General features: G+C 54.1%; 17 protein-coding genes. 6 read left to right on the forward strand and 11 right to left on the reverse strand.

Annotation, left to right across the window (positions count from 1 at the left end):
- Positions 1 to 24: 24 nt before the first annotated feature.
- From F3J29_RS10205 to lrp, 9 genes are all read right to left on the reverse strand, one after another.
- The gene (locus F3J29_RS10205; RefSeq protein WP_166865856.1) at positions 25 to 1,173 is read right to left on the reverse strand and encodes an MFS transporter; all 1,149 of its coding nucleotides are present in this window, start codon (positions 1,171 to 1,173) and stop codon (positions 25 to 27) included.
- Between the two features lie 296 nt (positions 1,174 to 1,469).
- Entirely contained in the window at positions 1,470 to 2,330 is an 861-nt protein-coding gene (locus tag F3J29_RS10210) for a dimethyl sulfoxide reductase anchor subunit family protein (protein WP_166865858.1), read from the reverse strand.
- A 1-nt stretch (position 2,331) separates the two neighbouring features.
- The gene (locus F3J29_RS10215) at positions 2,332 to 2,949 is read right to left on the reverse strand and encodes a DMSO/selenate family reductase complex B subunit (RefSeq protein ID WP_166865859.1); all 618 of its coding nucleotides are present in this window, start codon (positions 2,947 to 2,949) and stop codon (positions 2,332 to 2,334) included.
- 10 nt (positions 2,950 to 2,959) lie between these two features.
- Entirely contained in the window at positions 2,960 to 5,401 is a 2,442-nt protein-coding gene (gene dmsA / locus F3J29_RS10220) for a dimethylsulfoxide reductase subunit A (protein WP_166865861.1), read from the reverse strand.
- Positions 5,402 to 5,746: 345 nt separating this feature from the next.
- Positions 5,747 to 7,039: a serine--tRNA ligase gene (gene serS, locus F3J29_RS10225; protein WP_166865863.1), complete on the reverse strand. Its 1,293-nt coding sequence runs from the start codon at positions 7,037 to 7,039 to the stop codon at positions 5,747 to 5,749.
- A 94-nt stretch (positions 7,040 to 7,133) separates the two neighbouring features.
- Complete coding sequence (locus F3J29_RS10230; RefSeq protein ID WP_166865864.1) at positions 7,134 to 8,477, reverse strand: replication-associated recombination protein A; 1,344 nt, start codon at positions 8,475 to 8,477, stop codon at positions 7,134 to 7,136.
- An 8-nt stretch (positions 8,478 to 8,485) separates the two neighbouring features.
- The gene (lolA, locus tag F3J29_RS10235; protein WP_039291483.1) at positions 8,486 to 9,097 is read right to left on the reverse strand and encodes an outer membrane lipoprotein periplasmic chaperone LolA; all 612 of its coding nucleotides are present in this window, start codon (positions 9,095 to 9,097) and stop codon (positions 8,486 to 8,488) included.
- Between the two features lie 176 nt (positions 9,098 to 9,273).
- Complete coding sequence (locus F3J29_RS10240; RefSeq protein WP_166865867.1) at positions 9,274 to 12,975, reverse strand: DNA translocase FtsK 4TM domain-containing protein; 3,702 nt, start codon at positions 12,973 to 12,975, stop codon at positions 9,274 to 9,276.
- A 121-nt stretch (positions 12,976 to 13,096) separates the two neighbouring features.
- Positions 13,097 to 13,591: a leucine-responsive transcriptional regulator Lrp gene (gene lrp / locus F3J29_RS10245; protein ID WP_000228469.1), complete on the reverse strand. Its 495-nt coding sequence runs from the start codon at positions 13,589 to 13,591 to the stop codon at positions 13,097 to 13,099.
- A gap of 492 nt (positions 13,592 to 14,083) precedes the next feature.
- Between lrp and trxB the strand changes: the two genes are divergently transcribed.
- The 5 genes from trxB (at position 14,084) to infA (ending at position 19,906) form a co-directional block, all read left to right on the forward strand.
- Complete coding sequence (trxB, locus tag F3J29_RS10250; RefSeq protein WP_166865868.1) at positions 14,084 to 15,052, forward strand: thioredoxin-disulfide reductase; 969 nt, start codon at positions 14,084 to 14,086, stop codon at positions 15,050 to 15,052.
- A 113-nt stretch (positions 15,053 to 15,165) separates the two neighbouring features.
- On the forward strand, positions 15,166 to 16,932 hold the full coding sequence (cydD, locus tag F3J29_RS10255) for a heme ABC transporter permease/ATP-binding protein CydD (protein ID WP_166865870.1): 1,767 nt from the start codon (positions 15,166 to 15,168) through the stop codon (positions 16,930 to 16,932).
- Entirely contained in the window at positions 16,932 to 18,653 is a 1,722-nt protein-coding gene (cydC, locus tag F3J29_RS10260) for a heme ABC transporter ATP-binding protein/permease CydC (RefSeq protein WP_166865872.1), read from the forward strand. Before cydD ends, cydC begins: the two co-directional genes overlap by 1 nt.
- 53 nt (positions 18,654 to 18,706) lie before the next feature.
- Positions 18,707 to 19,402, forward strand: coding sequence for a leucyl/phenylalanyl-tRNA--protein transferase (gene aat, locus F3J29_RS10265; protein WP_166865874.1), 696 nt, complete (start codon positions 18,707 to 18,709; stop codon positions 19,400 to 19,402).
- A 285-nt stretch (positions 19,403 to 19,687) separates the two neighbouring features.
- Positions 19,688 to 19,906 carry a translation initiation factor IF-1 gene (gene infA, locus F3J29_RS10270; RefSeq protein WP_002211347.1) on the forward strand — a complete coding sequence of 73 codons (219 nt, stop codon included), beginning with the start codon at positions 19,688 to 19,690 and terminating at the stop codon, positions 19,904 to 19,906.
- A 268-nt stretch (positions 19,907 to 20,174) separates the two neighbouring features.
- On the opposite strand, the gene clpA is transcribed toward infA, so the two are convergent.
- Both clpA and clpS read right to left on the reverse strand, forming a co-directional pair.
- Entirely contained in the window at positions 20,175 to 22,448 is a 2,274-nt protein-coding gene (clpA, locus tag F3J29_RS10275; protein WP_166865876.1) for an ATP-dependent Clp protease ATP-binding subunit ClpA, read from the reverse strand.
- Between the two features lie 27 nt (positions 22,449 to 22,475).
- The gene (clpS, locus tag F3J29_RS10280; RefSeq protein ID WP_166865878.1) at positions 22,476 to 22,796 is read right to left on the reverse strand and encodes an ATP-dependent Clp protease adapter ClpS; all 321 of its coding nucleotides are present in this window, start codon (positions 22,794 to 22,796) and stop codon (positions 22,476 to 22,478) included.
- Positions 22,797 to 23,119: 323 nt separating this feature from the next.
- Here clpS and cspD point away from each other — a divergent pair, with 323 nt between their 5' ends.
- Complete coding sequence (gene cspD, locus F3J29_RS10285) at positions 23,120 to 23,341, forward strand: cold shock-like protein CspD (RefSeq protein ID WP_166865880.1); 222 nt, start codon at positions 23,120 to 23,122, stop codon at positions 23,339 to 23,341.
- Positions 23,342 to 23,419: the final 78 nt, after the last annotated feature.

Genomic DNA, 23,419 nt, shown 5'->3' on the forward strand with positions numbered 1-23,419 from the left:
GGCATCCTGGACACAATAAACTGATTAAGCGTGAGCCACCGGTGTTGGGTGATGGCCCGCCTTGCGCAGCAGCATCATCAGATAAACAAATGACACCGCGGCCATCATGATAAACAGCACGTTATCAGAATAGTTTTGCATCAGCAGCGCAGTCACCGTCGGCCCAATCAGACTCCCGATGGTGTAGCTCAGCAACAAAGCCTGATTCATTGCCACCAGCTGATGACGTTCAATTCTTTCGCAAGCCCAGGCCATCGCCACCGGGTAGAGCGTAAAACCGAAAGCCCCCAGTACGAATAGCGCAGGCCCCATGGCGGCGTTGCTGAGCATTGCCAGGCAGCCAAGAATCACCACGAACACCTGTACACGCAGCACCAGCAGACGGCCATATTTATCCGCCAGACGCCCCATCGGCCACTGACCAACAATACCCGCACTGATCATCAGCGCCATCCAGAAGCCAATACCGGAGTCACTCACGCCCTGATGGTTCAAATACAGCGGCATCAGACCATACAGAGAGCCGAGTACGATGCCGGACATAATGCAGCCGTTCACGCCCAGCCGGGCCTGGCGCAGACGCAACATCGGCCAGACCGGAGTGTTATCCCGGTGCTCATCACCGTCGCTGACAATATGGGTAAACAGCAATGGAAGAATAGCGGCCAGCACCAGCGCGGTAGCCCACGGCAGAACGTTCATCAGTTCAGTAGACAGCTTGCTGACCATCAGCTGGCCGACCACCATTCCGATGTAGTAAACGGTCATGTAAGCCGCCAGCAGACGTCCGCGGTTGCGGGAAGTCCCGCTGCACATCAGCGCGCTTTCAACCACAACCCAAATCATGGCACATCCGACACCAGCCACAAACCGCCAGACCATCCAGCTCCAGAAACCAACCATCAGCCCGAGGCCAACACAGCCCACGGCAAAAATAATAGAGGCAAGATAGTAGCTGCGGTTAAACCCGTGACGCTTAATCACCCATCCGGTAATCAATGTCCCGACCAGGTTGCCGGTAAAGTAGGCGGAGCCCACCATCCCGACCTGCCAGGTAGGAAGATTATCGTGAGCCAGCCAAAGTGGGACGAGCGTGTTTAAAACCGCCATCGCCAGAGTCAGCAGCAAAAGCCCGCAAAGCAGGAGCAATACGGGACGGGTATAGGTGATCATGGGTATCAAACCGTGAGGAAATCAGGAAATTTGTGCGCATCATGCCACCGGCAAATTGATTGTCAATCCAGCAATAATGGGGGGTAACAAGGGTTTTAACGGGTACGATTTGAAAAACTTATCCTGCTAATAAGTGACCGGAGTCACGTAAATTGTATCTCGCTGTTTTTGATGCGATATAGCGGCAGACAGGCCAAAATGATCAATGAAAAATTTCATGGATATTCAGGTGAAATTTTCTTATGCGAGAGGATGGAAAAGCGCGTCCTCAGACGCGCTTATAACTCGATGAAATGTTAGCTTGCTATCGCCATACCAACAGTCATATGCAATCCGTAGAAGACACCGCGACCGATAAGTTCACCTGCAATCACCAATACCATCGCGAGCGTTAGCAAACCGACGCCAGGCCGATAGCCTTTCAGCTGTGGAACAATCCAGCCGACCAGAGCAATCACCAGCAGAATCATCCGCCACGCCATCAGCGAGCCGTATTCCGGCACCAGCGCAGACGCCTGTTGAATAGAACTATGCAGCGTTGCCAGCTCCATGCCCTGCATCAGCACAACGACCATGCTAACCAGCAAGGCAAGTAGCGAGACAACAGGCAGTATACGCATCCCCCAGCCGCTAACCCCGGCCGCAGAAAGCAGCAAATATCCCAGCAGTGGGCCACCGATAAACATCGTCAGGAAGAAGCTCAGTGGAGTCCAGACGCTAAACCAGGTCGGGACAGTGTCAATCAGGTAAACCCGACTCATCATCCAGACAAATACCACGGCCAGAATAATGGTCACCACGGCCCAGATTTTACCCAGCGCCTGAGGCATTTTTCCTAGCACTGTCAAAAGCCACCAGAAACCGCCCGCGGCAAAGAATACCGATCCGCTGGCAATTTCATTGCTCAGCGCTGAACTGCCGAGGCGATTAAGGGAGTTGAACGCTCGCAGCGGCGACCCGAGATGCAAGATTGAGGCAATAAAGCCGATACCCATCAGGATCCACAGCACCACCATTAGCAATTCGGCGCGCTTGCGAACCGCCCTGTCCTTCACGCCATACAGCAGCGCCAGTGCCATAACGATAAACCCGCCCGCAACGCACTGGCCTAACACCGTAAAGGCCATCAGCGGCCATTCATGCCATCCGTTTCCCATCTCACACCTCCTTCGGGTTGGCCAGATAACCGCTGGTATCCCCACTTGGGCGGCTGTTGGCGTTAGGTTTAATCACGATATTTGGTTTTGTAAAATGCGATGCTGGCAACGGGGCAATAGCAGCCTGAGTGCCGTACTTTTTGCGTAATTCATCGACAGGCGCTAAATCCAGCGCGCGCAGCGGGCAGGATTCCACGCAAATCGGCTTTTTCCCCTCGGCAACGCGCTCGTAACAGCCGTCACACTTGGTCATATGACCTTTCTCTTCATTGTACTGAGGCGCACCGTACGGACACGCCATATGGCAGTAGCGGCAGCCGATACAAACCTCTTCGTTCACCACCACAAACCCATCTTCACGCTTATGCATGGCGCCACTCGGGCACACCTTAGTACAGGCTGGATCTTCACAATGGTTACAGGAAATAGAGAGGTAATAAGCAAATACGTCCTGATGGAATACGCCGTTGTCTTCCTGCCAGTTACCACCCGCATATTCATAAATGCGGCGATAGCTAACCTCCGGTGTCAGGTTCTTAAAATCCTTACACGCCAGTTCACAGGTTTTGCAGCCGGTGCAGCGGCTGGAGTCGATATAAAAGCCATATTGGGTTGTCATTTACTGCTCCTTACGCCTTCTCAACCTGAACCAGGTTACTGTGGGATGGATTACCTTTTGCCAGCGGTGACGGGCGCTGGGTGGTCAGCACATTGATGCTGCCCCCGCGGTCGACTTTATTGGCATCGGGGCTATACCAGGCGCCTTCCCCTAAGGCGACAACGCCAGGAATGATGCGTGGCGTGACTTTGGCACTAATGCGCACTTCTCCGCGATCGTTAAAAATACGGACTTCATCACCATTGGCGATGCCGCGCTGTTTTGCATCAAGCGGGTTGATCCACATCTCCTGGCGACAGGCAGCCTTCAGCACGTCAACGTTGCCATAGGTCGAATGCGTCCGCGCTTTGTAATGAAAGCCCGTTAGCTGCAGCGGCCATTTCTCCGCCAGCGGATCGCCAACGTTTTCAAAACCAGCGCTATAGACCGGCAGCGGATCGATAACATCTCCTTCCGGCAGTTCCCAGGTGGCGGCAATATCAGCGAGCTGAGAAGAATAGATCTCAATTTTTCCAGAGGGTGTCGTTAACGGGTTTGCTAAAGGATCTGCACGGAAGGCTTTGTAGGCAACGTGATGCCCTTCCGGATCACGCTTTTTAAACATCCCCATTTGGCGGAACTCATCAAAGCCCGGAAGCTCGGGGATAGCTTCCTGAGATTGAGCGTAGAGGTGGCGCATCCAGCCTTCCTGCGTCCGCCCTTCCGTGAAACGCTGCTCCACGCCCATACGCTTCGCCAGTTCAGTCGTCATTTCATAGATGGTTTTGCACTCAAAGCGCGGCTTAATGGCCTGTTCGGCAAAAATCACATAGGACATGTTGCCGCAGGAGGCGTCCAGGCAGAAATCCATCTGCTCAGAGGCCGTGCAATCCGGCAGAAGAATATCGGCGTATTTCGCAGAGGATGTCATGTGGTTGTCGATCACCACGATCATTTCGCATTTTTTATCATCCTGCAGAATGTCGTGCGTGCGGTTGATCTGAGAATGCTGGTTAATCAGGCAATTACCGGCGTAGTTCCAGATCATTTTAATCGGTACATCCAGCTTCTCTTTGCCACGTACGCCGTCGCGAGTAGCGGTCATTTCAGCTCCCCGCTCAATAGCATCGGTCCACATAAACATGGAAATACTGGTTTGGACCGGGTTTTCCAGCGTAGGCATTCGCACAAACGGCAGGCTGTAAGAGCCTTCACGCGCCCCGCTGTTACCTCCGTGGATCCCGACGTTTCCAGTCAGAATAGAAAGCATGGCGATAGCGCGGGAAACCAGTTCCCCGTTGGAATGGCGCTGCGGCCCCCAGCCCTGGCTGATAAAGGCCGGTTTAGCACTGCCAATTTCCCGGGCAAGTTTGATAATACGATCGGTCGGAATACCGGTTATTTGCGAAGCCCATTCAGGCGTTTTGGCAACGCCGTCTGCCCCCTGACCAAGGATGTAAGCTTTGTAGTGGCCATTGCGTGGGGCACCCGCCGGGAGCGTTTTTTCATCATAGCCAACGCAATATTTGTCCAGGAAGGCCTGATCCACGAGATTTTCGTCGATCATCACCCACGCCAGCGCGGAAATCAGCGCCGCATCGGTGCCGGGGCGAATAGGGATCCACTCGTCTTCCCGGCCTGCGCCAGTATCGGTGTAACGTGGGTCGATGATAATCATTCGGGCATTGGACTTTTGACGAGCCTGTTCGAGGTAATAAGTCACTCCGCCGCCGCTCATCCGCGTCTCGCCTGGATTATTGCCAAACAGCACCACCAGCTTACTGTTTTCAATATCGGACGGGCTGTTACCGTCCGCCCAGCCGCCGTAGGTATAATTCAGACCGGCGGCAATTTGCGCGGTGGAATAGTCCCCATAATGATTGAGGTAGCCCCCGCAGCAGTTCATCAGGCGGGCAATCAGCGTGGAACCCGGCGGCCAGGAACGCGTCATGGTTCCGCCCAGCGTACCGGTACCGTAGTTCAGGTAAATAGCTTCGTTCCCGTGCTCTTTAATGATGCCCTGCATGCTGTTGGCGATGGTATCAAACGCTTCATCCCAGCTAATGCGCTCAAACTTCCCTTCGCCACGCGCGCCAACGCGTTTCATCGGGTACTTCAGGCGGTCAGCATTATAGACCCGGCGACGCATAGAGCGACCACGCAGGCAGGCCCGAACCTGGTGTAAACCTTCATAATCGTCATCGCCAGTATTGTCGGTTTCGACGTATTTGATTTCACCGTCCACCACGTGCATACGCAGCGGGCAGCGGCTGCCGCAGTTCACCGTACAGGCGCTCCAGACCACTTTTTCACTGCTTCCGGGGTTAACGGTCGGAGCGGCAAAAGCGAGCCGGGAGAAGGGAAGTGAGAAGGCGCTAGTTGCAGCAGCTAAACCACCGATTGCCGTGGTTTGGACCAGCTTACGACGGCTGACCTCTGCCGCGAGGATCGCGTTAGGGGTTGTATCAGTCATAGTGACCTACTTGTTTTGCTCACAGTTAAAATAAGCCGACAGCGGTCACGCGGGTTGAGAGCCCACATTCCGTTGCGCAGCTAAAGGGTGAAAGAGGTGTCCGGTTTGTTTTTATTGACGGATTGACCTGGCCGCGTCACACCTTGTGAAGCACGACCGTCAAATGATGATTAGGTTGAAGTTTTAATAGAACACTCATCACCCGCTTCCGGTGAGCAATAATACTTCTTTGGGAGTAGGGGTTATTGTCTGGTATCAAGAAAGGCGGTGTTGCCGTAAAACCACGGAATTACGGTATAAAAAAAGCGCCCTTAGGCGCTTTTTCAATGCATCACAAACGGTAGATTATCCGATGTATTCCAGGCCGTTCATGTAAGGACGCAGCACTTCAGGTACCTGAATGCGGCCATCAGCCTGCTGGTAGTTCTCCAGTACGGCGACCAGAGTACGGCCAACAGCCAGACCAGAACCGTTCAGGGTGTGCACCAGGCGAGTTTTCTTGTCTGCTTTACTGCGACAGCGGGCCTGCAGGCGGCGAGCCTGGAAGTCCCAGCAGTTGGAACAGGAAGATATCTCACGGTACGTATCCTGTGCCGGTAGCCAGACTTCCAGATCGTAAGTTTTGCGTGCACCGAAACCGATATCACCGCTGCAAAGCAGCACTTTACGATATGGCAGACCCAGCAGTTGCAGAACCTTCTCCGCATGGCCGGTCATCTCTTCCAGAGCGTCCATAGACTCTTCAGGACGAACGATCTGCACCATCTCAACTTTGTCGAACTGGTGCATACGAATCAACCCACGAGTATCACGGCCATAGGATCCCGCTTCAGAACGGAAGCACGGCGTGTGCGCAGTCAGCTTCAGCGGCAGAGAATCTTCGTCGATAATCTCGTCGCGAACCAGGTTGGTCAGCGGCACTTCTGCGGTAGGGATCAGCGCATAGTTGCTACTGTCCGCTTCTTCTTCCAGCGGACGGGTATGGAACAGATCACCGCCAAATTTAGGCAACTGGCCGGTACCATACAGCGTGTCCTGGTTAACCAGATACGGAACATAGTTTTCCATGTAACCGTGCTGCTCGGTGTGCAGATCCAGCATAAACTGGCTCAGCGCACGGTGCATACGCGCTACCTGCCCCTGCATGACTACAAAGCGAGAACCGGTGAGTTTAACCGCCGCAGCGAAGTCCAGGCCTTTTGCCATTTCGCCCAGGGTTACGTGATCGCGCACTTCGAAATCAAATTTACGCGGTTCACCCCAGCGGCTGACTTCGACGTTTTCGCTGTCGTCTTTGCCCAACGGCACGCAGTCATCAGGAATATTTGGCAGGGTCAGCGCGATATCGCGAATGTCTGCCAGCAGAGAATCAAGCTCGTTTTTCGCTGCATCCAGCTCTTCGCCCAGCTGGTTAACCTGCAGGCGCAGCGGCTCAATGTCTTCTCCGCGCGCTTTCGCCTGGCCGATGGATTTCGATCGCGAGTTACGTTCAGCCTGCAGATTTTCCGTTTTGACCTGCAGTACTTTACGACGCTCTTCCAGAGAGCGCAGCGTGTCTACATCCAGCTTAAAGCCCCGGCGTGCCAGTTTTTCAGCGACTGCGTCTGGCTCTGTACGCAGCAGATTGGGATCGAGCATGCTTATCCTGTGCTTATCGAATTGAATTTATAGGAGTGCGGCCACAGCCTGCGGCCGCTTTGATAGTCTTGCTAACCTTACCGCAACGCCTGCATTAGCGGTAGCGTTTTGTGGGGCTTTTCTGATCCTGCTCGGTAAGCCAGGCTAGCTTTTCGCCAATCTTACCTTCAAGGCCTCTGTTGGTCGGCTGATAGTAACGCGTTTGTGCCATTTCAGGCGGGAAGTACTCTTCCCCTGCGGCATAGGCATTGGGCTCGTCGTGGGCGTAACGATATTCCTGGCCATAGCCCATTTCTTTCATCAACTTCGTTGGGGCGTTGCGCAGATGGACGGGCACGTCATAATCGGGACGCTCACGCGCATCCGCCATTGCAGCTTTAAATGCGGTATAAACGGCGTTACTTTTTGGCGCACAGGCCAGATAGACGATCGCCTGAGCAATGGCTCTCTCCCCTTCCGCCGGCCCTACGCGGGTGAAACAATCCCAGGCGGCAATAGCGACCTGCATCCCTCTGGGATCCGCATTACCAACGTCTTCGGATGCAATCGCCAGTAAACGCCGTGCGACATAGAGCGGATCGCCGCCTGCGCTAATAATGCGTGCGTACCAGTAAAGAGCGGCGTCCGGGGCTGAACCGCGAATTGATTTATGCACCGCTGAAATCAGATCGTAAAAACGATCGCCTTTATTGTCGAAACGCGCACTGCGTTCACCCGCAATTTCCGTCAGCAGCTGGGTTTGCAAAATCCGGCTGCCGCTGGCGTCGATTTCAGCCATATCCGCCATCATTTCGAGCGTATTCAGCGCCCTGCGTGCATCGCCGTTCACCAGCTCGGCAATGGCTTTGCGCGTTTCGTCCGGCAGGATGATATTTTGCTCGCCGTAGCCCCGGGCTTTATCGTTCATCGCCTGCTCGAGTACCTGCTCAATATCCGCCACGGTGAGTGACTTCAGCAGATAGACGCGGGCGCGGGAAAGCAGCGCCGAGTTCAGCTCAAACGAAGGGTTTTCGGTTGTCGCACCAATAAAAGTAATGGTGCCGTCTTCAATGTGCGGCAGGAAGGCATCTTGCTGGCTTTTGTTGAAGCGGTGAACTTCATCGACAAACAGAATGGTGCGACGCCCGGCATTGCGGTTTTGCCGCGCACGTTCGATGGCCTCACGGATATCTTTTACGCCTGAGGTTACCGCAGAAATACGCTCGACATCCGCGCTGGCATAGCGAGCAATCACTTCAGCGAGGGTTGTTTTACCGGTGCCCGGCGGCCCCCAAAGAATCATGGAATGCAGATGACCTGCTTCAATGGCTCGGGGCAGCGGTTTTCCATCGGCCAGCAGATGCTGCTGGCCGATGTACTGAGCCAGATTTTCTGGCCGCATGCGCGCGGCCAGCGGCTGGAAGGTATTCTCTGAAAAATCGAGCGACAGGTTGCTCACTCAAGCCTCTACTTACGTTGGTCGTCCACCGTGACGCCTTTTGGCGGGGTGAACGTAAACTTACCGGCATCCACTGCGCCGTTTTGCTGAGCCTTCAAAGTATAGCTGCTGCGCTGGTCATCCTGCTCCACCGCGCTGAACTGGTGGATAGTGCCGTCACGACCCACGTTGATGGTGAACTGTTTCAGGTTACCCGAGCTGCTTTTTGGCGTCAGCACGAAGTCATCGCCGTTTTGCTTGATGTTGTATTGCTTCCAGTCGCTGGACTGGTTGCGGGCAATCAGCATAAACGGCGTATTGCTGGTGGCGTCTTTTAGCCAGGTGGCCGTCACCTGCTCAACGAACGGATTGTAGAACCACAGCGTTTTGCCGTCAGAAACGAGGATGCTTTCGTCGGGCTGGGTCATATGCCAGTTAAACAGGTTTGGGCGCTTAACCCACAGGTCGCCCTGGCCTTCCTGCACGGCAGCCCCGCTGCCATCGGTGACTTTTTGGGTGAAGCTGGCGTGGAAGCTGCCAACTTTATCGAGACGGCCCTGCAAATCCCCGGCCGCGTCAGCCCAGGCTCCGGTTGCCGTCAGGCCAGCTAACAGTGCGCAGGTCATTACGATTTTTTTCATTATTTTCCCTCTGGATTCATTGACCACCTGATGATGGCGCTTCTGCTGCCCACTCTATTGAACTCTTTGGCTACCGCAACAGAAGAATAAGCTGATTTTCCGGTAATTTACCCATCTTTGCAAAAAGAGCCGCAGGCGCGGCTCTTTTTTGCTCAATGGACTAGCGCCTGGTCAGATTATTCAAACTGAGGCGGCGCAAGAACCTCTCGGTTACCGTTATGCCCCTGCGGACTCACGATCCCCTGCGCTTCCATCTGCTCCACGATCCTCGCGGCTCGGTTGTAGCCGATACGGAACTGGCGCTGTACGCCAGATATAGACGCTTTCCGTTTTTCCACTACGAAAGCAACCGCCTGATCGAACAGCGGATCCAGCTCTTCGTCACCGTCCATCCCGCCGCCTGCGCCGTCACCGCTGCCTTCATCATCGGTAATGCCGGTGATGTACTGCGGACGGCCACGCGCTTTCCAGTCCTGCACCACCGCATGCACTTCTTCATCACGCACAAAGGCACCGTGCACGCGAATCGGCGTCGTGGAGTTTGGTGCGGAATAAAGCATATCCCCCATGCCCAGCAGTGATTCAGCGCCGCCCTGATCGAGGATGGTGCGCGAGTCAATTTTGCTCGACACCGTAAACGCGATACGGGTTGGGATGTTGGCTTTAATCAGACCGGTAATGACGTCAACCGATGGACGCTGGGTTGCAAGAACAAGGTGAATACCTGCGGCACGCGCTTTCTGAGCCAGGCGGGCGATCAGCTCTTCTACTTTTTTACCTACCGTCATCATCAGGTCGGCAAATTCATCCACCAGCACCACGATGTACGGCAGTTTCTCCAGCATTGGATGGCTCACATCCATGCTGTCGCCAGGCTTCCAGAACGGGTCAGGTATTGGGCGTCCCATGCGCTCAGCTTCCAGCACGCGTTCGTTGTAGCCCGCAAGATTTCGCACCCCAAGCGCGGACATCAGCTTATAGCGGCGCTCCATCTCGTTCACGCTCCAGCGCAGCGCATTCGCGGCGTCTTTCATATCCGTAACCACTTCGGTCAACAGATGTGGGATGCCTTCATACACCGACAGTTCAAGCATTTTTGGGTCAATCATAATGAAGCGAACGTCTTCCGGCGTTGCTTTGTACAACATGCTGATGATCATGGCGTTTACGCCAACCGACTTACCGGACCCCGTTGTACCGGCTACCAGCAAGTGAGGCATTTTCGCCAGGTCCGCAACCACTGGCTCACCGCCGATGTCTTTACCCAGAACCACGGTCAACGGAGAGCCGTTGTCGCGGAATTTAGCGCAGTCGAGCACTTCACGCAGATAAACGGTCTGACGCTTTTTGTTAGGCAACTCAAGGCCTACGTAAGGTTTACCCGGAATAACCTCAACCACACGCACGGCGACGGTGGACAGCGAACGCGCCAGGTCACGGGAAAGGTTAGAGATGCGGGCAGCCTTCACACCCGGAGCCAAATCCAGCTCGAAGCGGGTAATGACTGGGCCAGGGGAATAATCCACTACATCCGCTTTAATGCGGTAATCCGCCAGACGCGCTTCAACCAGGCGCGCCATCTGCTCCATTGCAAAGGTATCTACCGGTTCAACCTCAGTTGGAGGAGAAGTCAGTAGATCCAACGACGGCAGCGGCGTGGTCGGTTTCTGAAGCGGGCGGTCGTCACCGTTGCGCATCAAGAACGGGTGAATCAGGCTCTCTTTTGGATCTGGCGCAGCGGGCTGATGCTGAGCCGCCTGAGCATATTGAGAAGGCTGTGCCGCCGGTTGGCTGTGCTGAACCGGCTGCGGAGCCGGTTCAAAGCTCGGAGTAAATAGCGGCTCGCTCGGCGTATCATCTACCAGTTCCTTCAACGATGACTGGAAATCAAAATCATCCAGGGAGAACGGAGCATTATTCTGCTGTGGCTGCTCGCCATAGCGCTGTTGCTGCTGCGCAGCAAACTGACGCGCAAGTTCTGCCTCTTCCGCTTCGGACTGCTGTTCTTCAGACCAGCTGTCGTCTTCGTACTCTTCGCCATAGCGCTGCTGTTGCTGAGCTGCAAACTGGCGGGCCAGTTCGTGCTGCTGCAGCGCATCGCTTTCATCGCCGTAATCGCCTTCAGCCTGTTCATTCTCGGCGAGTCTCGCCTGCTCCTCTGCCATACGCTGGGAAGGCAGCTTTATGCCGTAGGACGCCAGTTCACGGCGAGTCGGAACGCGTACCCGGTTAGGGCGAGGCAGTTGAGGGCCAATACCTTCTTTTACCTGAGGGCGTGGCGCATCGCTGGCGATGCTGAACACGGGTGAAAATGCTGCCGCGGTAGCTGCAGTTTTTACTGCCTGCTGAACGCCTGATGCAGCCTGTGTGACATCCGGCACGGGCATTTCTGGTACCGATAGCGGTGCAGAAACGGGCACGGATGTCGGCATTAAAGGTTGAGCTGGTTCCGGCGCCACAGGTTTTACCGGCGCATAGCTGTAGGGATCGGGCTTCGGCTCATTGACTGGTTGGTACCAGGCCGCTAACTGTTCACGTTCCCGAGCCCTCTTTTCTTCCACTTCTTCAAAGTGATACATCGGCGGGCGAACGTATTTCACCTCTTCGACAGGTTCTGGAACAGACTGTGGCTCAACCGCAGGCGTGACGGGTTCAGCCCAGCTTTGATGAGTCTCATGCGGCACCTGCTGCTGTACGCTTGCCGGATGCGGCGAAACGTAATGATCCGGAGCAGGAGCAATTACCGGCTCTGGCGTGACCGTTGTCGGTGCGGGTTCCCATGCGATAGCAGGGGCAGCAGGCTCGGCGTCAACGACCGGTGCCGGTGTGGATACAGGAGGCATCGGTGCAACCTGCGGTACCGGCGCAGCCCAGGACTGATTAGCAGCTGTTGCCGCGGCTGCCGCTGTTACGGGCTCAACGGCAGAATGCCCGCTGAACAGCGGATCGTATTCCTGGTCTTCCGGCAAGGTTGCTTTATGCCCTGAGAACAGCACATCGTTCGGATCGGCTTCTACGCCACGCGCGCTGAACAACACGTCGTTTTCAGCATCGTCCATACGCTTGCCGGAGAACAACGCAGCATCCGTTTTTCGACCATTAGGGTTAGCGAACTTCTGCGACAAACGCTGCTTACGCGCAAGCGCCCCGCGTAAAATACGCGCCCGACGAGATTCGCGTTTCTCAGCGGAAACCTGCGGCGCTTCATCTTCGTCATGGTCTTCTTCGTATTCGTCCTCATCCTGCCAGGTGTTATCCCGGCGGGTGCGGTTACTGGCAAAAGTCAGCACGGTAAGCACCGCGCTACCGAGTTTCTCAGCGATGCTGACCCAGGACCAACCGGTGAACAACGTCAGGCCAGCGGCCCAAACGCAGAGCAGCGCAATTGTGCCGCCGCTGCTGTTCAACAGCGGCATCATAGCGGTGCTAAGCAGGCTGCCCAGCACGCCGCCCGAGGCGAAGTACCAAATATCGTCCGCATTGATGGCTGCCAGACCACAAGAGGTCAGTACCATCGCAAGTACGCCTATCAAGCGCAGCGAAACGGCAAAATAATCAATGAACTCTTCACTGTCGCGCTGGCGCCAGGTGAACCAGCACCCTCCGATAATAATCACCGGAATGGTGTAGGCCATCACGCCAAAAATGAAGAACAGCGTATCGGCAAACCACGCACCCGGCGTGCCACCCAAATTATGGATAGGCTCATGCCATGCGGTTTGCGACCAACTGGGGTCTGAGGGGTTAAAGCTTAACAAGGCAACCATCAAATAGATGGCGAATAAGGCAACAAGGATCAGCAACGCCTCGAGTAAACGGCGCCCGCTGCTCAGTTTCCGCAATGTTACTTCTTTATCTTCGGTATATTCCTGGCTCAAGAAAGGCTCTCCAGGTCCTTAAACTCAATGGAGACAACAGCACCGGCGGCCTGCCGGAGCTGTTGCTGTATGGATTCCCAGGAGTGTAACCAAAATACGCCAATTTTGCACCTGGCCCGTATTAACGGGTCTTAATGACCAAACGGTTACTCTGTTTGACCTCTTCCATGACAACATAAGTACGGGTGTCGTTAACGCCCGGCAGACGCAGCAGGGTCTCACCTAAGAGTTTACGATACGCCGACATATCCGGCACGCGTGTTTTCAACAGGTAGTCGAAATCACCGGATACGAGATGACACTCTTGAATTTCTTCAAGTTTTTGCACTGCGGCGTTAAATTGCTCAAACACATCCGGGGCGCCACGATTCAGAGTAATCTCAACAAATACCAACAGTGAGGCATCCAGATAATGCGGGTTTAACAGCGCCGTATAGCCCTGAATAAAACCCTGACGTTCCAGACGACGAACGCGCTCAAGGCACGGCGTCGGCGAAAGCCCAACACGCTTGGAAAGCTCAACGTTAGAAATGCGCCCATCCTTTTGCAATTCGTTGAGAATATTGCGATCGATACGGTCGAGATCTTTGCCCGGGCGCTTCTTGCTATCTACCATTATTATTGTCTCTCTCTATTCCTTCCTTCACCTGCCATAACCCTGGTGACGTCAATGTTCAGGGTGTACGTGAGAAGACCGATGCCTTGCGGCTGCTATCGACATCACGCATAGCGTCTGTCCACGTCATGCGTAAATTTCAATAACTCGGTAAATTTGCATCAGGTTTGCGCGAGAGCACGCGGCTTCCACATCACCAAATGTTTTTCTTCCTCGAATGTTTTCGCAAATGCTTAGGGGATTGTCAAAGCAAAACATCTATTTTTAGTGGAACGTGCCAGATATTCCTTTTGGCTGATGATTATTCATCATTTTCGCACCGTGATTACCGTGCCATTACAATGATTATTTATGCATATGACAGCGATATTCATTGAGCTTATAGGCAGCATCAATGACACACATCGTTAACAACATTGCTGCACTCTTTTTTTAATGCAACGAATTCCCTACAATCACCTTCATTGTCTGTAAACGTTCAATGAGGATCTCATGGGCACAGCTAAACACAGTAAGCTGCTTATTCTTGGCTCCGGCCCTGCGGGCTATACCGCGGCGGTCTACGCTGCACGCGCCAACTTAAAACCGGTTCTGATTACCGGGATGGAAAAAGGCGGTCAGCTGACCACCACGACCGAAGTCGAAAACTGGCCTGGCGATCCTAACGACCTGACCGGTCCGTTACTGATGGAACGCATGCACGAGCATGCGGCTAAGTTTGAAACCGAAATTCTGTTCGACCACATCACCAGCGTCGATCTGCAGAACCGTCCTTTCCGCCTGGTGGGCGACAGCGGCGAATACACCTGTGACGCGTTGATTATCGCGACAGGGGCTTCCGCACGCTACCTTGGTCTGCCTTCTGAAGAAGCCTTTAAAGGCCGCGGCGTTTCTGCCTGCGCCACCTGTGATGGTTTCTTCTATCGGAACCAGAAAGTTGCGGTCATCGGCGGCGGGAATACTGCGGTTGAAGAAGCGCTTTATCTGGCAAATATCGCTTCAGAAGTGCATTTGATCCACCGCCGCGACAGCTTCCGCGCGGAGAAGATCCTGATTAACCGTCTGATGGATAAAGTGCAGAATGGCAACATTGTGCTGCACACCCACCGCACGCTGGAAGAAGTAACCGGCGATCAAATGGGCGTCAGCGGTCTTCGCCTGCGTGACACGCAAAACACCGATATTACCGAAGAGCTGGAAGTCGCCGGCCTGTTTGTGGCTATCGGTCACAGCCCAAACACCGCCATCTTCAACGATCAACTGGAGTTGGAAAACGGTTACATTAAAGTGCAGTCCGGCATTCACGGCAACGCCACTCAGACCAGCATTCCGGGCGTATTTGCCGCAGGCGATGTGATGGATCATATTTATCGCCAGGCGATTACCTCTGCCGGAACCGGCTGTATGGCCGCTCTGGACGCCGAACGCTATCTCGACGGCCTGGCCGAACAGTGTAAATAATTTAAAGATGTTAAAAAAGGCGGCCTTGCAGGTCGCCTTTCTTGTTTCTGCCATGTAACATTGCCTGTCAAAATTGCCTGAGAATTCCTTCTTCTACCAGCATCTGGCACGCGATGAATAAAACCCGTCAGCAAGAACTTAGCCTCTGGCTAAAACAGCAAAGTCTTATCTCTCGCCGTTGGCTCGGCCTGTCACGTCTGCTCGGTTTGCTCAGTGGCATACTGATTGTGGCCCAGGCCTGGCTGCTTGCCCGCATTCTCCAGCATATGATCATAGAAAATATTCCGCGTGAAGCATTGCTCATGCCGTTTATTTTACTGGTTTTAGTATTTGTGCTGCGCGCGTGGATTGTGTGGCTGAGGGAAAAGGTCGGATTCCACGCCGGGTTACACATTCGCCAGGAAATTCGCCGCCAGGTACTCGACAGATTACATCAGGCTGGCCCGGCCTGGATTCAGGGCAAACCCGTGGGTAGCTGGGCAACGCTGGTGCTTGAACAAATAGAAGACATGCACGACTACTACGCGCGCTACCTGCCGCAGATGTCGCTGGCGGTCATGGTGCCTTTGCTGATTATTATTACCCTTTTCCCGATCAACTGGGCAGCCGCGCTCATTTTGCTGGGCACCGCGCCGCTTATCCCCATTTTCATGGCGCTGGTAGGCATGGGTGCAGCCGATGCAAACCGCCGTAATTTCCAGGCGCTGGCAAGACTCAGCGGCCATTTCCTCGATCGTCTTCGTGGGATGGAAACTCTCCGCGTATTTAACCGCGGTGCAGCTGAAACCGAAAATATTCGCGCGGCAAGCCAGGACTTTCGCCAGCGCACCATGGAAGTGCTGCGTATGGCCTTCCTTTCTTCCGGTGTGCTGGAGTTTTTCGCTTCGTTATCTATCGCCGTGGTGGCCGTCTATTTCGGTTTCTCTTACCTTGGCGAACTGAATTTTGGCCATTACGGCACTGGCGTGACTTTATTCGCTGGCTTCCTGGCACTCATTCTTGCACCTGAATTCTTCCAGCCGCTGCGCGATATGGGCACCTTCTATCATGCCAGGGCTCAGGCTGTGGGCGCGGCTGAGACGCTTAAAACCTTCCTCGACGCGCCGCTGCAAAACCCTGAGCAGGGAACCGTCCAGTTGTCCGGCAACGGGCCGTTCACGCTCGAAGCCCGCGAGATGACAATCTTATCCGCTGAAGGAAAAGTGTTGGCCGGTCCGCTGAATTTCATCCTTCCTGCAGGGCAGCGTGTGGCACTGGTAGGCCAAAGCGGTGCGGGCAAAAGCTCCCTGTTGAATGTCCTGTCCGGCTTCTTGCCCTATCAGGGGCAGTTGCTGATCAATGGCGTCGAACTGGCACAGCTTTCATCTGAGTGGTGGCGCGCGCAGCTTAGCTGGGTGGGGCAAAATCCAGAACTACCGGCTACCACCCTGCGTGATAACGTACTTCTTGGAATGCCAGACGCGGATAACGCGCGTTTGCAGGCAGCCCTGGATAAAGCCTCGGTGACAGAGTTCCTGTCGCAGTTGCCAGAAGGCATCGACACCCCAATCGGCGATCGGTCCATCCGCTTATCCGTGGGTCAGGCACAACGAGTGGCCGTTGCCCGAGCATTAATTTCACCTTGCGGTGTTTTACTGCTGGATGAACCTGCCGCAAGCCTGGACGCCCACAGCGAGCAGCGTGTAATGGAAGCGCTCACGCAAGCGTCCCGCCAACAAACCACGCTGATGGTGACTCACCAGTTGGACTACATCAGCACCTGGGACCAAATTTGGGTGATGCGTAACGGGCAAATTGTTCAGCAAGGAAACTTCGCACAGCTTTCCGCTGTAGAAGGCCCCTTTGCTGTATTACTGGCCAGCCGCCAGGAGGAGATTTAATGCGCGCATTGCTGCCTTATCTGGCGCTTTATCGTCGCCACAAATGGTTACTGTCTTTAGGGGTTGTTCTGGCGATTATCACTCTACTTGCCAGCATTGGACTGTTGACGCTCTCCGGCTGGTTCCTTTCTGCCTCGGCCGTAGTGGGCGTTGCCGGGCTCTACAGCTTTAACTACATGCTGCCTGCAGCGGGCGTTCGCGGGGCGGCAATCACCCGCACGGCAGGCCGTTATTTTGAGCGTCTGGTCAGCCACGATGCCACCTTCCGCGTCCTGCAGCATTTGCGTGTTTCAACCTTTAGCAAGCTGCTGCCCCTCTCCCCTGCCGGGCTGGCGTGCTTTCGCCAGGGAGAATTACTCAATCGCGTAGTGGCAGACGTCGATACGCTAGATCACCTCTACTTGCGGGTTATTTCACCGCTCGTTGGCGCCTTTGTCGTTATCCTGGTGGTGACTTTTGGCCTGAGTTTTCTCGACACAACTCTGGCGTTAACGCTCGGAGGAATTTTACTCGTAACCCTGCTGCTTTTGCCGCCGCTGTTCTACCGCGCCGGGCAGCCAGCAGGGGAAGCGCTAACCGTTCAACGCGGTAACTATCGCCAGCAGCTCACCTCCTGGCTGCAAAGTCACGCGGAGTTAACCATTTTTGGCGCTGCAAATCGCGCGCGCGCGCAGTTAGATGCTACGGAAAGCAGCTGGCAGGAAGCGCAACGTCGCCAGGCTGAGTTAACCGCGCTGTCGCAGGCCGTCATGCTGCTCATCAGCGGCATTGCTGTGCTGACTATGCTGTGGATGGCATCCGCAGGCGTAGGTGACAACCCATCTCCCGGCGCGCTGATTGCCCTGTTCGTCTTTTGTGCCCTGGCAGCTTTTGAAGCGATGGCCCCGGTTACCGGCGCCTTTCAGCATCTTGGCCAGGTCATTGCCTCCGCGCTGCGCGTGACGCAAATCACCAGCCAGGTACCTGAAGTTATTTTTCCTGAAGCAGAGCAGCCCGAGCAACATAAGGCGGCGCTGAACATTCTCGACCTGAACTTTACCTACCCAGGCCAGAAACATCCGGCATTGAAAAATATTTCACTGCGTGTCAGCCCAGGTCAACGAATCGCGATCCTTGGTAAAACCGGCTGTGGAAAATCGACTTTACTGCAGTTGCTGACGCGCGCATGGGATGCCCGGCAGGGCGAAATTCAACTGAACGGCATTGCCCTTAGCGATTTTGATGAAGCGACGCTGCGTAAAACGACGAGCGTTGTCCCGCAGCGCGTACACCTGTTTAGCGCCACGCTCCGCGATAACCTTCTACTGGCTTCTCCAGAGGCCAGCGATGCCCGGCTCAGTACCGCTCTGGCTCAGGTAGGGCTTGAAAAACTTCTGGAAGACGGCGGGCTTAATAGCTGGCTCGGCGAAGGTGGTCGTCAGCTTTCCGGCGGGGAGCTTCGCCGTCTTGCGATTGCCAGAGCAATACTGCATAACGCCCCTCTTATGCTGCTGGATGAACCTACCGAAGGGCTGGATGCAGAAACAGAGCGCCAAATTCTTGATTTACTTACTGAAGTCACCAGGGATAAAACGGTACTGATGGTCACTCACCGCCTGCGCGGTTTGAACGCTTTTGACAGCATAATTGTGATGGACAACGGGCAAATAATTGAGCAAGGTAATCACGCCGAATTGATGGCGTCCGGCGGACGTTATTATCAATTTCGCCAGCGCCTGTAGGCGTTCCGAATAGACTATTATCAATTTATTATTGCTCTGGAGTATTGGCCGTCATGCGCCTGGTACAGCTTTCTCGTGACTCGATTGCCTTTCCTTCGCCGGAAGGGGCGTTACGTGAACCTAATGGGTTGCTGGCGCTTGGCGGCGACCTGACTCCCGCACGTCTGCTAATGGCCTATCAGCGAGGTATCTTCCCGTGGTTTTCTCCTGGCGATCCGATTTTGTGGTGGTCGCCCGATCCCCGCGCCATTCTTTACCCGGAGCAGTTCCACCTTAGCCGCAGCATGAAGCGCTTTCACCGCACTTCGCCTTATACCGTCACGCTCAACCATGCCTTTGAGCGAGTACTCTACGGCTGCGCAAGCGACCGGAATGAAGGTACATGGATCACCGCAGACATTGTAGAAGCCTATTTACGACTGCATGAATTAGGCCATGCGCATTCCATTGAAGTATGGGACGGTAAAGAGCTGATAGGTGGTATGTACGGCGTGGCGCAGGGCGCATTATTTTGCGGCGAATCGATGTTTAGCCGCCGGGTGAATGCCTCCAAAACGGCATTGCTGGTTTTCTGCCAGCACTTTCTTCGCCACGGCGGCAAACTGATCGACTGCCAGGTATTAAATGAACACACGGCTTCCCTGGGCGTGATTGAAATTCCCCGCAGGGAGTACCTGCAGGCATTAGCGGAACTTCGTCTACAGCACTTAGGTTCTCATTGCTGGGTTCCACAAACGCTGGAGCAATAATGTTTAACAACACATTTTATGTGAGGGTGTTATAATTAGCGCCGCTAAGTGGCTTTTGCCTGATACCCCGCCATCGTTTGGGATTTATTGTTTAAGGGAATACCCTCTCATTTATCTCTTTGCGCTCTTCATCGCAGACGTTGCCATGCGGCAAACCGGTAAGCAGCGGGTAATAAGCAAAATGCACTTTCACTGGTGATTTCACCAACAATTCTTTACATGATAAGCGAACTTCGGCATTATCTTGCCGGTTCAAACTACGGTAGTGATACCCCAGAGGATTAGATGGCCAAAGAAGACAATATTGAAATGCAGGGTACCGTGCTGGATACGTTACCTAACACCATGTTCCGCGTTGAGCTGGAAAACGGGCACGTGGTTACCGCTCATATCTCCGGTAAAATGCGCAAAAACTACATCCGCATTCTGACGGGCGACAAAGTCACCGTTGAGCTGACCCCGTACGACCTGAGCAAAGGCCGCATTGTCTTCCGTAGCCGTTGATAGTTTTTATTCCGCGGCCTGAGATGGGCGGCGTTGAGAGTTCGTGGTAATAGAAAGGCCGGGCAATGCCCGGCCTTTTTTATATCTCGAACTGCTGATACTCCCTGGTGAGAAAAGAAACATCAGACAGCTCGTTAAAAAACAGGAAAATCAATTTATTGATTTTCGGCTGATAACCACAAAGAGGGGAAAAAACACGTTTTTTCCCTCTTTGCCAGCAACTTAAAGGCCGGACAATGCCCGGCCTTTTTTATATCCTCAGCCAGCGCTAGTGCGCGGCCTCCGGCTTGTGCTTCTGCGCACTCGCAAAGTTGAAGGTCAACTGCTGCTGGTCTTTATCCAGCGCAACCGTAACCTGCCCACCGTCAACAAGAGTGCCGAACAGCAGTTCGTTGGCCAACGGTTTTTTCAGGCTGTCCTGGATAACACGTGCCATTGGGCGAGCGCCCATCGCACGGTCATACCCCTTCTCAGCCAGCCAGTCACGCGCTTCCTGGCTAACTTCCAGCGAAACACCTTTCTGATCCAACTGTACCTGGAGCTCGACAATAAACTTATCCACCACCTGATGAATCACCTCGGTGGAGAGGTGGTTGAACCAGATAATGTTGTCGAGACGGTTACGGAACTCCGGCGTAAAGATCTTTTTGATCTCTTCCATCGCATCGGTGCTGTTGTCCTGGCGGATAAGCCCGATAGATTTACGTTCGGTTTCCCGTACCCCGGCGTTGGTGGTCATCACCAGAATCACGTTGCGGAAGTCCGCCTTGCGTCCGTTGTTATCGGTCAGCGTGCCGTTGTCCATCACCTGCAGCAGCAGGTTAAAGACATCCGGGTGTGCCTTTTCGATCTCATCAAGCAGCAGAACCGCGTGCGGATGCTTAATCACCGCGTCCGTAAGCAGCCCGCCCTGATCGAAACCAACATAGCCTGGAGGGGCGCCAATCAGGCGGCTCACGGTATGGCGTTCCATATACTCGGACATGTCAAAGCGCAGCAGCTCAATGCCCAGCGACTTCGCCAATTGTACCGTGACTTCCGTCTTACCAACCCCAGTAGGGCCAGCGAACAGGAACGAACCAACCGGCTTATGATCTTGCCCCAAGCCGGCGCGGCTCATTTTGATCGCTTCGGTCAACGCTTCAATCGCTTTGTCCTGGCCAAACACCAGCATTTTCAGGCGATCGCCCAGGCTTTTCAGCGTATCGCGATCGCTCGCGGAAACGCTTTTTTCCGGGATGCGCGCAATGCGGGCGACTACGGTTTCGATGTCAGCCACATTGACGGTTTTCTTACGCTTGCTGACCGGCATCAGGCGGCTACGTGCGCCCGCCTCATCAATCACGTCAATAGCCTTATCCGGCAGATGTCTGTCATTGATGTATTTCACCGCCAGCTCAACCGCCGCGCGAATCGCCTTCGCGGTATAGCGAACGTCGTGGTGCGCTTCGTATTTCGGTTTCAGTCCGTTGATGATCTGCACCGTTTCTTCAACGCTTGGCTCAGTAATATCAATCTTCTGGAAGCGGCGCGCCAGGGCGCGATCTTTTTCGAAGATGTTGCTGAACTCCTGATAAGTCGTCGAGCCAATCACCCTAATTTTACCGCCGGAAAGCAGCGGTTTAATCAGGTTAGCGGCATCGACCTGGCCACCGGAAGCTGCGCCCGCGCCAATGATGGTGTGAATTTCATCGATAAACAGGATGCTATTTTGATCCTGCTCGAGCTGTTTCAGCAGCGCTTTAAAACGTTTTTCAAAATCACCGCGGTATTTGGTACCGGCCAGCAGAGAACCGATATCCAGCGAGTAGATAGTGCAGTCGGCCATGACTTCCGGCACATCACCCTGCACGATCCTCCACGCCAGTCCTTCGGCAATAGCCGTTTTACCCACGCCTGATTCACCGACCAGCAGCGGGTTATTTTTACGACGACGGCACAGAACCTGGATAGCGCGTTCCAGCTCTTTATCGCGGCCAATCAGCGGATCAATTCCGCCCACGCGCGCAAGCTGATTAAGATTGGTGGTGAAGTTTTCCATACGTTCCTCCCCGCCGGCTTGCTCTTCGTTGACCGGGTTTTCAGAGCCCGATGACTGATTCGGTTCGTCTTTACGCGTGCCGTGAGAGATAAAGTTCACCACGTCGAGGCGGCTCACTTCATGTTTACGCAGCAGATAGGCTGCCTGGGATTCCTGTTCGCTGAAAATGGCCACCAGCACGTTGGCACCGGTGACTTCGCTGCGCCCGGAGGATTGAACGTGGAAAACCGCTCGCTGCAGCACACGCTGGAAGCTGAGCGTCGGCTGCGTGTCGCGCTCTTCAACGTTTGGTGGCAGGACCGGCGTAGTTTGTTCGATGAAGGCTTCGAGTTCCTGCCGCAGCGCCACCATATCCACAGAACACGCTTCCAGCGCTTCGCGGGCAGATGGGTTACTGAGCAATGCCAGTAACAGATGCTCGACGGTCATAAACTCATGTCGGTGCTCGCGCGCTCTGGCGAAAGCCATATTTAAACTGAGTTCCAGTTCTTGATTGAGCATAGGCACCTCCCCAAATTATCGGCCTTGTCAGGCTTTTTCTAGCGTACACAGCAACGGGTACTCGTTCTCCCTTGCATACTGGTTCACTAACGCCACTTTGGTTTCCGCTACTTCTGCAGTAAAGATGCCACAGATAGCTTTACCCTGATAGTGAACCGTGAGCATTAACTGCGTGGCACGTTCAACATCATAAGAAAAGAACTTTTGCAGTACGTCAATAACAAATTCCATTGGCGTGTAGTCATCGTTCATCAGTATAACTTTATACATGGAAGGCGGTTTTAGCGTTTCGCGCAGTTTATCCACCGCCATTTGGTCAAAGTCCAACCAGTCGTTCGTCTTACCCATTGCGATTAATCATCGTTTGTTGAAGCCCAACATACTGTCAGGCAAGGCCTTATATTGAGTGTAATACGCTTTTCGCAAACGTATGACAACGTATTCGATCCCGTGACGAATCTCCGTAAGCGAGCTACATCACATTAATAGCAATAGCGTTAACTGCTTCAAATTTTTGACTCATTGTTGCCTTACCTGCCCCGCCAGACGCTTGACGCAGTGTATAAAATATCTACATTGTAGCGGGGTGAGTTGGCGAGGTTTTGAACAGCCCGCCCTTACCCACCGGTTGATTCCATCTCACTATTAAGAGTCACGAAGGATGTCGAAGCATGGAGACGGGTACAGTTAAATGGTTCAATAACGCCAAAGGGTTCGGTTTCATCTGCCCGGAAGGCGGCGGCGAAGACATCTTCGCTCACTACTCCACCATTCAAATGGATGGATACAGAACGTTAAAAGCCGGACAGCTTGTCAGGTTTGATGTACATCAGGGACCTAAAGGCAACCATGCCAGCCTGATCGTTCCCCACGAAGTGGAAGCGGTCGCGTAGTTTCCCCATTAATTGTGTACATCCCGCAAATAAAATGCCAGCCCATAAGGCTGGCATTTTTATGACCAACCGCCGGGA

The organism is Enterobacter sp. Cy-643 (assembly GCF_011752815.1).
Lineage (GTDB): Bacteria > Pseudomonadota > Gammaproteobacteria > Enterobacterales > Enterobacteriaceae > Cedecea.

Coding starts and splice junctions, on each gene's coding strand:
- F3J29_RS10205 (WP_166865856.1), bottom strand. CDS start 1,173: ATGATCACCTATACCCGTCCCGTATTGCTCCTGCTTTGCGGGCTTTTG.
- F3J29_RS10210 (WP_166865858.1), bottom strand. CDS start 2,330: ATGGGAAACGGATGGCATGAATGGCCGCTGATGGCCTTTACGGTGTTA.
- F3J29_RS10215 (WP_166865859.1), bottom strand. CDS start 2,949: ATGACAACCCAATATGGCTTTTATATCGACTCCAGCCGCTGCACCGGC.
- dmsA (WP_166865861.1), bottom strand. CDS start 5,401: ATGACTGATACAACCCCTAACGCGATCCTCGCGGCAGAGGTCAGCCGT.
- serS (WP_166865863.1), bottom strand. CDS start 7,039: ATGCTCGATCCCAATCTGCTGCGTACAGAGCCAGACGCAGTCGCTGAA.
- lolA (WP_039291483.1), bottom strand. CDS start 9,097: ATGAAAAAAATCGTAATGACCTGCGCACTGTTAGCTGGCCTGACGGCA.
- lrp (WP_000228469.1), bottom strand. CDS start 13,591: ATGGTAGATAGCAAGAAGCGCCCGGGCAAAGATCTCGACCGTATCGAT.
- trxB (WP_166865868.1), top strand. CDS start 14,084: ATGGGCACAGCTAAACACAGTAAGCTGCTTATTCTTGGCTCCGGCCCT.
- cydD (WP_166865870.1), top strand. CDS start 15,166: ATGAATAAAACCCGTCAGCAAGAACTTAGCCTCTGGCTAAAACAGCAA.
- cydC (WP_166865872.1), top strand. CDS start 16,932: ATGCGCGCATTGCTGCCTTATCTGGCGCTTTATCGTCGCCACAAATGG.
- aat (WP_166865874.1), top strand. CDS start 18,707: ATGCGCCTGGTACAGCTTTCTCGTGACTCGATTGCCTTTCCTTCGCCG.
- infA (WP_002211347.1), top strand. CDS start 19,688: ATGGCCAAAGAAGACAATATTGAAATGCAGGGTACCGTGCTGGATACG.
- clpA (WP_166865876.1), bottom strand. CDS start 22,448: ATGCTCAATCAAGAACTGGAACTCAGTTTAAATATGGCTTTCGCCAGA.
- clpS (WP_166865878.1), bottom strand. CDS start 22,796: ATGGGTAAGACGAACGACTGGTTGGACTTTGACCAAATGGCGGTGGAT.
- cspD (WP_166865880.1), top strand. CDS start 23,120: ATGGAGACGGGTACAGTTAAATGGTTCAATAACGCCAAAGGGTTCGGT.